At 41.4% G+C, this 13,981-nt stretch carries 17 protein-coding genes; all 17 read left to right on the forward strand.

Annotated features, from left to right (window positions below):
• A partial coding sequence (locus EAH57_RS15590; RefSeq protein WP_213071153.1) for a hypothetical protein occupies positions 1 to 216 on the forward strand: 216 nt, incomplete at its 5' end.
• Positions 170 to 487: a head-tail connector protein gene (locus EAH57_RS15595; RefSeq protein WP_121930849.1), complete on the forward strand. Its 318-nt coding sequence runs from the start codon at positions 170 to 172 to the stop codon at positions 485 to 487. The genes EAH57_RS15590 and EAH57_RS15595, both read left to right, overlap by 47 nt.
• A 3-nt stretch (positions 488 to 490) precedes the next feature.
• A complete protein-coding gene (locus EAH57_RS15600; protein WP_121930850.1) occupies positions 491 to 844 on the forward strand; it encodes a phage head closure protein in 354 nt (117 codons plus the stop codon).
• The gene (locus EAH57_RS15605; protein WP_121930851.1) at positions 832 to 1,353 is read left to right on the forward strand and encodes an HK97-gp10 family putative phage morphogenesis protein; all 522 of its coding nucleotides are present in this window, start codon (positions 832 to 834) and stop codon (positions 1,351 to 1,353) included. The genes EAH57_RS15600 and EAH57_RS15605 overlap by 13 nt, the downstream gene beginning before the upstream one ends.
• Positions 1,350 to 1,712, forward strand: a complete 363-nt coding sequence (locus tag EAH57_RS15610) for a DUF3168 domain-containing protein (RefSeq protein ID WP_121930852.1) — start codon at positions 1,350 to 1,352, stop codon at positions 1,710 to 1,712. Before EAH57_RS15605 ends, EAH57_RS15610 begins: the two co-directional genes overlap by 4 nt.
• A complete protein-coding gene (locus EAH57_RS15615; RefSeq protein WP_121930853.1) occupies positions 1,713 to 1,934 on the forward strand; it encodes a hypothetical protein in 222 nt (73 codons plus the stop codon).
• 70 nt (positions 1,935 to 2,004) lie between these two features.
• Complete coding sequence (locus EAH57_RS15620; RefSeq protein WP_121930854.1) at positions 2,005 to 2,487, forward strand: phage tail tube protein; 483 nt, start codon at positions 2,005 to 2,007, stop codon at positions 2,485 to 2,487.
• 9 nt (positions 2,488 to 2,496) lie between these two features.
• Positions 2,497 to 3,024 carry a phage tail assembly chaperone family protein, TAC gene (locus EAH57_RS15625; RefSeq protein ID WP_121930855.1) on the forward strand — a complete coding sequence of 176 codons (528 nt, stop codon included), beginning with the start codon at positions 2,497 to 2,499 and terminating at the stop codon, positions 3,022 to 3,024.
• 17 nt (positions 3,025 to 3,041) lie between these two features.
• Entirely contained in the window at positions 3,042 to 3,248 is a 207-nt protein-coding gene (locus EAH57_RS15630; protein ID WP_121930856.1) for a hypothetical protein, read from the forward strand.
• Positions 3,249 to 3,307: 59 nt separating this feature from the next.
• Positions 3,308 to 3,628, forward strand: coding sequence for a hypothetical protein (locus tag EAH57_RS15635; RefSeq protein ID WP_121930857.1), 321 nt, complete (start codon positions 3,308 to 3,310; stop codon positions 3,626 to 3,628).
• Between the two features lie 54 nt (positions 3,629 to 3,682).
• Positions 3,683 to 6,370, forward strand: a complete 2,688-nt coding sequence (locus EAH57_RS15640) for a hypothetical protein (protein WP_121930858.1) — start codon at positions 3,683 to 3,685, stop codon at positions 6,368 to 6,370.
• On the forward strand, positions 6,367 to 6,708 hold the full coding sequence (locus tag EAH57_RS15645; protein WP_121930859.1) for a phage tail protein: 342 nt from the start codon (positions 6,367 to 6,369) through the stop codon (positions 6,706 to 6,708). The genes EAH57_RS15640 and EAH57_RS15645 overlap by 4 nt, the downstream gene beginning before the upstream one ends.
• A 52-nt stretch (positions 6,709 to 6,760) precedes the next feature.
• Entirely contained in the window at positions 6,761 to 7,729 is a 969-nt protein-coding gene (locus tag EAH57_RS15650) for a phage tail protein (protein ID WP_121930860.1), read from the forward strand.
• On the forward strand, positions 7,713 to 8,516 hold the full coding sequence (locus EAH57_RS15655) for a phage minor tail protein L (RefSeq protein ID WP_121930861.1): 804 nt from the start codon (positions 7,713 to 7,715) through the stop codon (positions 8,514 to 8,516). The genes EAH57_RS15650 and EAH57_RS15655 overlap by 17 nt, the downstream gene beginning before the upstream one ends.
• 3 nt (positions 8,517 to 8,519) lie before the next feature.
• Positions 8,520 to 9,275, forward strand: a complete 756-nt coding sequence (locus tag EAH57_RS15660; protein WP_121930862.1) for a C40 family peptidase — start codon at positions 8,520 to 8,522, stop codon at positions 9,273 to 9,275.
• Entirely contained in the window at positions 9,259 to 9,915 is a 657-nt protein-coding gene (locus EAH57_RS15665) for a tail assembly protein (RefSeq protein ID WP_121930863.1), read from the forward strand. The genes EAH57_RS15660 and EAH57_RS15665 overlap by 17 nt, the downstream gene beginning before the upstream one ends.
• 51 nt (positions 9,916 to 9,966) lie before the next feature.
• Positions 9,967 to 13,981, forward strand: a 4,015-nt coding sequence (locus EAH57_RS15670) for a host specificity protein J (RefSeq protein WP_228200053.1), incomplete at its 3' end; no start/stop codon positions are given.

A 13,981-nucleotide genomic window follows, 5' to 3' on the forward strand; every position in this document is an offset into this window, starting at 1 on the left:
ACTGATCCAACTGATCCAACTGATCCAACTGATCCAACTGATCCAACTGATCCAACTGATCCAACTGATCCAACTGATCCAACTGATCCAACTGATCCAACTGATCCAACTGATCCAACTGATCCAACTGATCCAAAGGTTGTGCCAAGACCAAAAAAGGGAAAATCTAATGCCAATTTTGACACTGGAACAGGTGAAGCAGCGGCTCAAAATTGATAGCGAAGATGAGGATGCAGATCTTCAACTATTAATAGATGCTTCGCTTTCTGCATTTGAAGAAGTAACTAATCGAAAACTGTATGAAGTGAGTGAGGTTATTCCTGAGGATGACACCAATGGGATACATGTATCGCCTTTCATTGTTCAGGGTGCTTTAGCCTTAATTGGATATTGGCATGAAAATCCTGAAGCAACAGGCAACATGGAGTTATTACCTAAATCAACAACATGGGCTTGGAATCGACATCGGTTTATAAATATGGGGTGATTTATGGAGTTTGGAAAACTTAAACACCGCATTACCGTTCAGAAATATACTGAATATCAAGATGATAATAACCCTGAATATTTAACTAAGGAATGGGTTGAATATTGCACTGTTTGGGCGGATTTTCAGGATCTTTCAACCAGAGATACATTACAGGCTCAGTCAATTGGCTCTACATTACAAGCACGTGCTGTGATTCGTTATAGTACGCAGGCAGCTGCAATCAATAGTAACATGCGTGTTTTATTTGATAGTAGATATTATCAAGTAAATGGGGACCCAAAACGTGATTTACAAAATCGTAATACCTATATCACTATTGAGCTGAGTGAGGGGTTGAAGGAATGGATAGAGTAGGGTTTGATTTAAACGGTGTGGAGGATGCGGTTAAAAAATTGGAACTTTTAGGAAATCCTAAATTAGCAAAAAAACTGGCAGCTCGTTCGGCTCGTAAAGCCATGACACTGGTCAAGAATGCTGGTGTTGCAAATGCAAGTTTAATTGATGATTTTGAGACCTCAGAACAAATCTCAAAAAATATCGTTGTTCGGGCTGGAAAATCTAAAGATAGAAATTCCGTGCGGATGCGAGTTGGTGTGAAAGGCGGTACTGAGTTTTGGCGCATTCATAAGAAGATGGCGCGGAAAAATAGAAGTGCTGGCAAGAATGAGCGTGTTTCTAATCCTTACTACACTCCTGTACCCAACAATACTTCGTATTGGTGGCATGTAGAGTTAGGAACTAGGTACTCAATGGCTGTTCCATTTCTACGACCAGCATTGGATAACAATATTGAAGTTGTTACTCGAACATTTTCAGTTGATTTTATGGCGGGTATAGATGAAGAGTTGAGGAAAATCCAATGATTCCAATACGCACAATTCTGAATGATGCACCAACTGTCACAGTTCTATTAAAGGGTGGTGACGGTGTGTTGCGAGTTTATCGAGATTTGGCAAGTGAGGGAGTGCAATATCCTTATGCTGTGTGGACGTTAATCAGTGGCCATGCCATCGACAACGTAGATGTTCCTGCGTTAGATGACAGCATTGAGATACAGATCGATGTATATGCCAAGACGGAAACTGATAGAGATACTGTATTTAAAGCGGTGCGAAATGTATTAAAGCATCACAGTATCATTAATAACTTTCCAAATATTGGTTCAGGTGTGCCTGGTATTTATCGTGGTACATTTACATGCAGTTGGCTAGTTGAGGCGTGAATGAGCGAATATCTCAAAATGATCCATGAGATCGAAGAAAAGAAAACTGACTTGGAACAGCGTATTTCAGATGCAGTACAAGTGGAAATTATGGCGTGGCAGAAAGAAAATGAGTTGCCAGTTCAAAATATCTATATTGATTTGGCGAATGTGACAACGTTAGGCGAACCAAAGACATATTCGGTTGCATCCGTCTCTGTTGATATTGATTTTAAACCCTAAAACAGTAATTAAACATGAGCCCTGCGAAAGCGGGGTTTTTTATTGCCTGAAATTTGAGGAGTAGCTACTCATGGCGCGTATTAAAGTTCAAAAAACCCAAGTATTTTATTTTGATGGAACTGCAATCGTTCCTGTGGTCTGTGCAAAAACAATTGATTTAGGTCAGGACAGTGAAGAAGATGTTGACGTAACTTGTCTTGATTCTGATGAAGTTGATACTGATGCAGGTCAGGTCACACCAGGTGAAGGCTCACTTGCAATCGACTTTGATGATGAAAACGCATCACATCTTAAATTGCTTGAATTGTCTAAAACAGTTCCTAAGAAGACTGTTCACTGGTATTTGGGTTCATCTCATAGTACAGCACCACCTACTGTTACTGGTGGTGTAGTGACGTTGCCTGATTCTCGTACATGGTGGGAGTATGATGGTTATCTTAAACGTGCAGCTCCAACTTTTGAAAAAGGGCAGCATGTTGGATATTCATTCCCACTGAAACGCCGTTCTTCAGTGCAAGAAACAATTCGCACAATCCCACCAGTAACTCCGTAAGGGTGACATATGAAGAGTATTAAAGATCTTAAGCGTGTCACTAAAGTTGGTACGCCTGTTGAATGTATAGTGAAATGGACCGTTACTGTGGATGATGAAAATATTGATTTTCTACGTGAACAACCGGGTAATAATGAGATCGGTTTGGGTGAAACAGTAGAATTAGAAGGTCAAGTATTTATTAAAAAACTTAGCTTTAATGATACATCTGAAACTGCAAAGGCCATTAAGTGGAACATTGATTATGAAAATATTGAGAACTCTACGGTAAAGTCTGTTGATCATCTACGCCTACAAGCTGCGCAGTTATTAGGTACAGTTTGTGAGGATTTAGACGGCAATCTATTCTTTGATTCTGTAGATGAGGTACTTTGTTCAGATCCAAATTTTATTAATGCTTTGTATGCCGTTTCCAGTGAGGTTAATAATTTTTCGGGAAAGTCTCGGACAAAGAGTTCTCAGAAAATGAATTCTGGTGCGAGCTTGTCATTAATGGAATCGGTGGAAACACCATTGGAGAAGCCAAGCGAAACCTGAGCAATTCTGAGTTTCATATGTGGAGAGCCTATTTTGAAAGACGTGGTTCTCTATTTATTGGCCGCCGTATTGAGCAAGCAATTGGAGACTTAATGGCGTTGTACCACAATGGAAAAGTGAAAGAGGAAGATTATCGTGATCCTGTTTTATTTATGCCGCATGAAGATAAACCTGAAGAAATAGAAATTTCATTGGATGATGCGATGGCAAATGGGTTTGGGTAGCTGCCTAGATCTTTTCATCTCAAGTGGATATTCTCATCTTATTTAAATGGATATTCTTGATGAAACTCAGTAGATTATTATTGATTATTCTAAATTTATTATTGGTAACAGGTTCTATATATGCAGATGATATGGATAGGAAAAATTGTCTAGCATTGGCTAAATTTGGTGAATCTGCAATGAAGGCTAGGCAACGCGGTATTTCGATCATTGATATGCATAAGGCTGTTGAAAAAGAGCCTGAACCGGTAAAAAAAATTATGGAGTCAATAATTAATGAGGCCTTTGATTTTCCCATTTATAAGAATTTGGAATATGCAGATGTTGTTGCTAGTGAATATTCCAATCAGTTTTACAAGATATGTATAAGTAAGGAATAGATAATCTAAAAAAAGCCTCCTATATGGAGGTTTTTTTATTGCCTGGAGAAAAGTATGGCGACCAATCTTGGTACTTTAACCCTAAATTTAATCGCACAAACAGGATCTTATACAAAGGGCTTGAACAGAGCGGCAAATTCTACAGATTCTGCTTTCAAAAAAATGCGTGGTGCGGTTAATACCTATGGCAATGTTGTTGGCGCTGTAGCTGCCAGCGCCGTTGTAGGGTTGGCTGGCCTAGCTTATCAAACGGCACAAAGCGCCGTGGAGTTGGAAAAGTTCGCCCTCCGTGCAAACTCAACAACTCAAGATTTTCAAAAAATGGCGGTTGGTGCTCAAGCTTATGGCATTGAACAAGAAAAGCTTTCTGACATGATGAAAGATTTTAATGAGAAGTTGGGCGAGTTTACAACTATAGGTTCAGGTGGCGCGGTTGATTTCTTTGAACAAATTGCCACTAAAACCGAGGGTAGTGCTGCTGGTGCCAAAAAACTTGCACTAGAAATGCAAAAATTAAGTGGTCCAGATGCTTTGCAACTTTATGTTGATAAGATGCAGGAAGCAGGTGTCACCCAACAACAAATGTCATTCTACCTAGAAAGTATGGCATCAGATATGACAGACCTTATTCCACTTTTATTGAATGGTGGGGATGGTATGAAACTTTATTCTGATGCTGCTGAGCGTGCTGGTTTGGTGATGGATGAAAAAACTATTGCTTCTGCAAAAGTGTTAAAGGAGCAAGTTTATCTATTAGACCTTCAGATGCAGGGGGCAAAAAATCAACTTATGCAAGCTGTTATTCCTGCTTTTGTCGATATAGCCGGTGCATTCTTTGATGGCTCAGAGCAAGGTTTGCAATTTACTCAGATTGCAGATGGTATTGCAATATCTTTAAAAGGTGTTGCATCTGTTGCGATCGGTGCAGTGACAGCGATTCAGCTAGTTGGTAAAACACTGGGGGGAATGGCTGCTGTAGGGGGAGCAATTTTTAGTGAAGCAAGTTGGTATGAAATGAATCCAATTGGATTGGTTAAAGCTGCTTATGATGCTAGAAAAGAAATCGGTGTACTTACAACTGAAATAAAGTCTGATTTACATAATACGGTAATTGGCGCAGCTGAACGTATGGATAAAATGTGGAAAGGCGATGACTCATCAGCAGCAAAACAAATGGCTAATTTACGTGAGTTATCAGGAGCACAATCAGGTGTAACAAAAGGGCTTGATGAGTGGACTGATAAGCAAAACAAATCAACTGAATCAACAAAGCAAAAAACTAGAGCTCAATCTGATCTCAATCAAACTTATGAAGCAGCACTTAGATTACTTTACGAATATGGAACTGAATATCAAAGAATAGAGCATGATCTAACTCAGGAAAGATCAGCCATATCGGGTGCAGCTTTAAAAGGTTCTGATAAGTCACGGATGCTCGCCGAAGCAGCCGCAATTAGTGCGGCACGTAAGCAGGTATATTTACTTGAATATGAACAGGATGTTGATGCTTGGAGTTGGAGTGAAGATCAGAAGTTGGTAAAACATATTGCGATTGAAAAAGCGCGTGTGAATGCCACAAAAGGGATGTCAAAAGAGGAAAGGAAAGTACGACTAGACTCTTTTGACAGTGTGTTAAAACAAGAACAAGCATGGCTTGAGCTAGAAAAACAGCAACGATTATTGGAATCAAGGCAATTCTACATGTCAGATGCTGATTATATGCAAGCACGCTATCAGTTAGAACGTGATGAGATGGCTAAAAATCTGCAACTGACTCAACAAGAGCGCAATGCTCGTATCGCTATGCTTCATGCCGAAGAAGAATTTGAGAAACGCAAGAATCTCAAAGATGCTTCTATGTCATGGGGTCAAAGTTATGCGGATATGGCGGGAACAGGAGCTCAGTTCCAGTTAGAGCAAGAGCGGTTCAATCGTTATGACGACTCTCAAGCTTTGTTTGATGCTCAGATGGCTTTATCAGAAACAGCCGAAGAAAGAGAGGCAATTTGGAAAGCGCATAATGATCGTATGTTTGAAATTGATAAACAGTATGATTTAGATACCAGAAATTTATCAATGTCCCAATATGCTGATGCGTTAGGTGCTGCAACTGGATTCTTTGGTGAAATGCTTGGGCGGTCTAGTGGGACGTATAAAGCATTATATTTCGCTCAAAAGTCATTTTCTTTAGCTCAGGCGGGGATGAATGTTTATAAGGCAGCCTCGGATGCTTATGCAAATGAGCCTGGTACTGTTTGGCAAAAAATAGGTGCTGCCGCTTTAGCAACAGTCAAATCATCTTCATTTGTAAGTTTGATTCAAGCCGCAACACCACAGGGTTTTGCGACTGGAGGGCAAATTTTAGGACCTGGCACGGGGACCAGTGACAGTATCCCGATTATGGCATCCAATAAGGAGTACATGATTAGAGCCGCTGCTGCTGAAAAGTTAGGGTTGGAAAATCTTAATTATATTAACCGCACTGGTGAGTTGCCTAAAGGGTTTGCTACAGGTGGCCTTATAGGTGGTGATATATCTGAAAGAAGACCAATGAAATTCAGCACGGGATTCAATCAATCCAATGGCGGGGATGTGAATATTAATGTGAATGTTGCTGATTCTGGTGTTTCTACACAGGGAGCGACTTCTCAAGATCAACGTCAACTTGGTCAATTAATTGCTAATGCAGTCAGAGCTGTTATCAGACAGGAACAAAGACAAGGGGGATTATTAAGTAAATGAGCAATCGAAAATTTACATGGTGCCAAGATTTTCTAAGTAACGCTCATACCAACACATTTAATACACTCACATCTAAATTTGGTGATGGTTATGAACAGAATATCAGTGTTGGAATCAACAATAAGTCTGGGCAATGGCAATACAGCAAAACAGGAAAAAAGGCTTTGATCATAGAGATTAAAGCCTTTTTTGATGATCACAAGGGTGCAGATTCGTTTTTGTGGGATTCGCCTTTAGATGGTGAGGTTCGTGTCAAAACTGGTGAATACAATCCAGTGTGTTTAGGTGGTGATATGTGGCGAATCTCAACAACATTTACCCAAGTTTTTTACCCTTAAATCCTATTAATTTCACGCCCCGCTAGTCGGGGCTTTTTAGTGTGAGAAAAAAATGACTAAGCAAATCATCGCAATTGGTAGTGCAGTGAATGATGGAACTGGTGATCCAGCACGTACATGTTTCACTAAAACAAACGGTAACTTTACTGAGCTGTATGACTTTCTTGGTGGTGCGACTGGTACAACAGCTTTACCTACAGCAATGCCAATTAGTAAGGGCGGTACAGGAGGAACTACAGCGGCCAGTGCACGAACAGCTTTAGGTTTGGGTACAGCCGCAACAGCATCTGTCACTACATCAAGAGAAGAAACCTCAGGATCAAACTTATTAAAAGTGGGCGACTTTGGATTAGGTATACAGCTTGTTAATGAAGCAACGAAATTAAGTGACCTTAGCGCTCCTGGGATGAGTTGTATTACTGCGGTATCAGGTATAACTGATTTACCACTTAACTGGGGAAGTGGTAGAAACGTTTTGTGTTGTTGGGGAGGTACTTATAGAGCACAAATTTTGTTCGAGGCTGGATCTGCCGCATCTAAGAAGTTTGCATTCAGAGCTGGATCCAATGCGAATTTAGCTTCAACTCCTTTTTACGAAGTCCGTACAACAGCCAATACCACAGTTGATGCAAATGGATTTATTAAATCTGCATCACCGATTATTAAACTTTTTGCCGAATCAATTGAGTTAAATGATGAGGCGAAGCAACAACCTGTCAATTTTGAAAAATTGGGTATAGGTAATTACTTAATTGAAGGCTCATTAGGCTTTGCGCAAGAAGGTTGGTATATCGAAGTACCAAAAGATGCCAATGGTAATACCATTGTTGCAGTGGTCTACGACACGCTAGAAAACGGTGATATTTCAATCAAGACTTATAAGCGTAAATTTGATATTGAATTAGCCGCAGTTGTTGCTGATTTAGACAATCCTCTCGATATTCCAGAAGGGCGCTGGATTGATATTCGCTTGCATGAGGAACCACAAGCCGAGGTGATTCCAGATGACACTGAGCAGTGACTTTCAAAAGCTTTATGTTGATGGCCTGATTACTTTATTTGAGTTGGATGCTAGTGCTTTAGGTGCTGGCATTTTACGTTTTCATGGGCATATTTCTTTTCAGGATTGGGAGCGCATTTATATATCTGCTGATCAGAATACGTGGAAGGCTGATACAACAATCATCCAAGCTGATAAAGTTTTTGATGTTAGCGGTGAAAAAATATGGATGCGAAATATTATCTGGCAGGGGAAAACATTTGAGCCAATGTCGATACATGTAGACGGGCTTGAAATGAACTCATCGGGTAAAGCATCTACTCCCACATTATCAATGGCAAATAATATTAACGGTCTACAAAGTGCCGTTTCTGCATATTGTTTACAGTTCAATGATTTTGCAGGTGCAAAGCTCACAGTCATTACTACGTTAGCTAAATACTTAGATGCTGAGAACTTCAGTTCAGGCAATCCAACGGCATCAAATGAAGCGGAATCACAGCTTTGGTATATCGAGCAAAAAACCTCAGAAAACATGGAGCAAGTGACTTTTGAATTATCGAATCCAATCGACTTTGAAGGTCAACGTATTCCGATGCGTCAAATCTCCAGTCAGTGTCATTGGTGCATGATGGGGGATTATAGAGGTGAAGAGTGTGGATATACAGGTGCAGCAATGTACACAGAAAAAAATGAGCCAACAGATAATCCTGCGCTTGATAAATGTAGTGGACGTTTAAGTTCATGCAAAATCAGAAATAATGAAGGGAGCTTTGGCGGTCAACCTGCGGCTAATCTTATTGGGTGATTTATGAAACTTTCAGCAAAACTTAAAAAAGCGATTCATTTACATGCTGCTGAAATGTATCCGCGAGAATGCTGCGGCGTGATCGTTGAAGGGCAATATCATCGTTGCAGTAATATTGCTAGTGATCAGAATCAATTTGAAATAGATCCCGTTGATCTTGCAGATGCCGAGGACCAAGGATCGGTACAGGCTTATGTGCACTCACACCCAAATGCATCTGCGAAAGCTTCTGAATTGGATTTAATTCAAATTGAGCTGCACGACAAGCCTTGGGTGATTTGTGCATATCCCGATCTTGAATTTCAAGTTTATAAACCTTGTGGCTATCAAGCACCACTGATCGGGCGAAATTATCATCATGGCTGGCAAGACTGTTATTCACTTATTCGTGATTTTTATCATCGTGAACAAGGGATTCAATTGCCAGATTTTGAACGAGATGACCGTTGGTGGGAATCTAAAGAACATGAATCTTTATATTTAAATAACTTTGAAAAGTCGGGATTTTATGAAGTTCAAAATATGGAATATGGTGATGTGATGATTTGTCGGGTGGGGCGCACCGAACACCCAAATCATGCAGTGATTTGGATGGGTGATCAGACTCAATTGAAATCTGAACAATCTGAGCCGTGTATAGGTTCATCGTTGATTTTACATCACCCATATGGTCGTAAATCTATTCGTGAAGTGTTTGGGCAGCAATGGCAAGAGCGAGTAGTAAAGATTGTGAGGCATCGAGATGTTAAAAACAATTAAGTTATATGGCGTTCTTGCTCAAAAGTTTGGACGACAATTTAAACTCGATGTGGCTAGTCCGCGTGAAGCAATCCGTGCATTGTCAGCACAGATCGAGGGCTTTGAGCATTTCATGCTAGGTGCACATGAGCGCGGTTTAGCATTTGCAATTTTTACAGACACCAAAGTCATAACTCCAAAGCGGGGCAAGAAGAAAGCAACTTGCTTTGATACTGCGACTGGACGAATGATCACAGGACACAATATTGGTGAATCTGAGCTGGATATGCGTACAGATTCAACTGAGATCAAGATTGTTCCGCGTGTGATCGGTGCAGGTGGTGATAGTGGTGTATTGCAACTGGTGCTTGGTGTTGTTTTGATTGTTGCGGGGTTTTGGACAGGTGGTGCAACTTCTAATATGGGTATTGCGCTTATTGGGGCAGGTGCTGGTATGGTCGTGGGTGGGATCGCACAAATGCTCATGCCCAAAGTAGACCCGAACATAGGGCAAAACCAAGATGGTAATCGTGCCAATTTTGGTTTTGGTGGCGCAGTTACGACAATCGCACAAGGCAATCCAGTGCCTGTTTTGCGTGGTAAGCGTGAGATTGGCGGCTTTATCGTTTCAGCAGGACAGTATCCAGAAGACATGATGTAAACAGGATTTAGGTATGGCGCATTAAGCGCCTTTTTTTTGCTTGAGGAATTTATGAATATAACGATTAAAGGCGCAAAAGCAGGGGCACAGCAGCCACGACAGCCAGTTATTGATTTGGACTCAGCGCAAAGTAAAACCTTTATTAAAGTTCTGTATGGCTTGTCTGAGGGTGTCATAAAAGGTTTAGCGCACGGCTTTAAATCAGTTTTTCTGGATGACACACCACTACAAGACGCGAACGGAAATTGGAATTTCCAAAATGTCAGCGTGGATTTTCGGGAAGGAACCAACGATCAATCTTATATTGAAGGTTTTCCTGATGTTTCATCCGAGACAGCAGTTGGTGTTGAATTAAAATCAGAAACGCCTTGGGTCCGGTCATTTAGTAATACAGAGCTTGATGCTGTACGCATTCGCTTTCGTTGGGGGCCATTACGCAAGCAAAATGAAAGTAATGGTGATGTGAATGGTTATACCATTCGCTATGCGGTTGATGTACAAGTTGATGGCGGTACATGGGCCGAAGTATTAAATACTCAGATTTCAGATAAAACGTCTGCAAATTATGAGCGTTCGCACCGAATTGAATTACCCAAAGCAGATACAGGTTGGCAAGTTCGAGTTAGAAGACTTACGCCAAATACAAACTCTGATTTTATCAGTGACAAAATGTATATTCAGGCAATTACAGAAGTAATAGATGCCAAGTTACGTTATCCAAATACTGCACTATTGGGGCTTCGCTATGATGCGCAAACATTCTCAAATGTCGCAAAAATGGCAGCAGAATGTGAAGGCATTGAAATCCTTGTACCAAGTAACTATGACCCTGAATCACGCCAATATACAGGACTTTGGGATGGTACATTTATACGTGCTTATACCAATAATCCAGCTTGGCATTTTTACGATGTTTGTGTTTCAAGACGCTATGCACTAGGGAATCGAATCAATTCATCAATGATTGATAAGTGGTCGATTTATCGATTGGCACAATATTGTGATCAGTTGGTTCCTGATGGAAAAGGGGGTGAAGAACCCCGTTTCACTTTGAATGTTTACGAGCAACAGCAAGATGATGCTTGGTCCGTACTTTCAAAAATGGCGGGTGCATTTCGTGCCTATATTTATTGGGACGGACAAGCAATTGTTTGTGATGCTGATATTCCACAAGATACAATTTACACCTTCACCAGTGCAAACGTGATTGATGGAAAGTTTGAATATTCTGGAACACGTGCTCGGGATCGACACACCATCGCCAAGGTTGCTTATGATAACCCCGCCAATCGTTATAAAACTGAATATGAAATTGTACGAGATGAAGCCGCTATTGCGAAATATGGAATTCGTATTGCCGATATTCAGGCATATGGTTGTACATCACAAGGGCAGGCTCAGCGAGCAGGTAGCTGGGCATTAAAGTCTGAGCAATTTGAAACTCGAACTGTGACCTTTAAAGTCGGTCTTGATGGATTTATTCCACGTCCAGGTAAAGTGATTGAAGTTGCTGATCCGATCTTTGCAGGTCGTGCCAATGGCGGGCGTATTAGTGCAGTTAGTACAGACCTAAAAAGTATTACTGTCGATCGCGATGATGTGGTGTGCAGTGCTGGTGATCGACTTGTGGTAAATGGTGAGGATGGTAAAGCTCAGGCGCGTATTGTTCAATCAAAGAATGGGCGTGTCATTACTGTCGTTGCTGCTTTTGAACATGTTGCAGCTCAGAATGTTTGGGTTGTAGATGCTCAAGATTTAGCAACAATGAAATTCCGTGTTGTATCGATCACTCAGAATGAACGTCATCAATTCACAATTACAGGCCTGCAATATAATCCTGCAAAGTTCGATGCTATTGATCATGGGACATTTATTGATGAGCGTCCGATCTCAATTGTAAATCCTAATTTGCAGTCACCAGTTGAATCCGTTTCTGTTTTAAGTGAGGACATGGTGCAGCAAGGCTTAACAGTTGCATCGATGTTGATCACATGGCCGCAAGCTACAAATGCGGTGAAGTATTTAGTTGAATGGCGCAAAGATGATGGCTCTTGGATCAAGTTGCCGATAACGGGAAATAATTCAGTTGAAGTGCAAGGTATTTACTCAGGTAATTATCAAGCAAAAGTGACTGCAATTAATGCCTTTGATGTTTCATCATTACCAACGTATTCGATTCTTACGGAGTTGAAAGGTAAGCATGGTACACCACCAGCATTGGCATTTATCCAAGCGATAGGCATTCTGTTTGGCATGAAGCTGAATTGGGGGTTCCCTGCAACAGGTGCACTAGATACAGCTTATACCGAGATCCAAGTATCACTTGATGGGACAAGTAATATTGCACAATTGGGTTTATTTGCTTATCCAACAACAACACATACTTTGCAAGGTTTACAGCCGAATTTAAAACAGTACTATCGCGGACGTTTGATCGATCGAATTGGTAATGTAGGTCCGTGGTCAACATGGACCAATGCAACCACTTCAGCAGATGCATCTGACATTCTTAGCATCTTAGAGGGCAGAATTGGTGAATCTCAACTTCATCAAGACTTGCAAGATAAGATTGATAAGATCGAAGCCATTGACACTGATTTGTCCGCTTATGATCAACGCATCCAAGATGCACAAAATGCAGCAGATCAAGCAAATAGTGATTTGGCAATTGAGCGAAATGAACGTATTGCGGCAGTTGAAGATGTTGCCAATGATATTGCCAGTGAATCACAGACTCGAATCACTCAGATTGAAGGTCTGAATAATGGTTTAGCTCAAGAGCGAAATGAACGTATTGCGGCAGTTGAAGATGTTGCCAATGATATTGCCAGTGAATCACAGACTCGAATCACTCAGATTGAAGGTCTGAATAATGGTTTAGCTCAAGAGCGAAATGAACGTATTTCAGCAGTTGAAGATGTTGCCAATGATATTGCGAGTGAATCACAGACTCGAATCACTCAGATTGAAGGTTTAAACAACGGCCTAACCCAAGAGATTCAACAGCGTGAAGATGGTGATGCGAATGTACTTTCTGTTGTAAACACTTATAAGGAGAGTACAGATACATCACTTGCTGCCGTACGTGATGAGATCAATGTTGTTGCAGATGATCTATCAGCAACCTCTACAAAACTCGATGGAGTCTTTGCCAAAGTTACGCCTTTGACGGCTGATCAGAACAACTGGACGGCAGATTCAGGTAGTAACCAAGCATCGTCATGGTCGATTCAATCAGCATTTGCAGATGCAGACAGTGCTTTAGGTCAACGGATTGATACGGTGAATGCGCAAGTCGGTGTAAATCAGGCTGCGATTCAGGAAGAACGTACAGCACGTGCATCGGGTGATGAAGCCAATGCCAGTGCGATCAATAGCTATATCGCCAAGAATGACACAGCTTTGGCATCGGTACGCCAGACGGCAGACAGTGCAGTAACAGCATCAACCAGTAACTCAAGTGCCATTCAAGCATTAGACAATCGAGTTGATGTTGCTGAAGGTGATGCATCAGAGGCAAAAGTAAATGCAGCGAGTGCGGTGACGAAAGCAGAAACAGCAGTGACTACTGCTGGATCAGCGTCAAGCATGGCACAACAAGCCAGTGCATCGGCAGCAGCTGCAACGACTACGGCCAACAATGCAGCGAACACTGCAAATACGGCTAACAGTAATGCCACTGAAGCGAAAACCAATGCAGCAACGGCACTTACCACTGCCAATGCAGCGGCCACACAATCATCTGCAAATGCGAGTCAGATCAACAGCATCAATGCATCATTGGCTGATAAAGCCAGTACAGGTGCATTGGAGTCAGTGAAATCTGATGTTAATGAGCTAGATGGACGTATTACAGCAAACACTGAGAAAGTGGACGGAGTCTTTGCCAAAGTTACGCCTTTGACGGCTGATCAGAACAACTGGACGGCAGATTCAGGTAGTAACCAAGCATCGTCTTGGACGATTCAATCAGCATTTGCAGATGCAGACAGTGCTTTAGGTCAACGGATTGATACGGTGAATGCGCAGGTTGGTGTAAATCAGGCAGCGATTCAGGAAGAACGTA

Source organism: Acinetobacter sp. 2JN-4 (genome assembly GCF_003687745.1).
GTDB lineage: Bacteria > Pseudomonadota > Gammaproteobacteria > Pseudomonadales > Moraxellaceae > Acinetobacter > Acinetobacter halotolerans.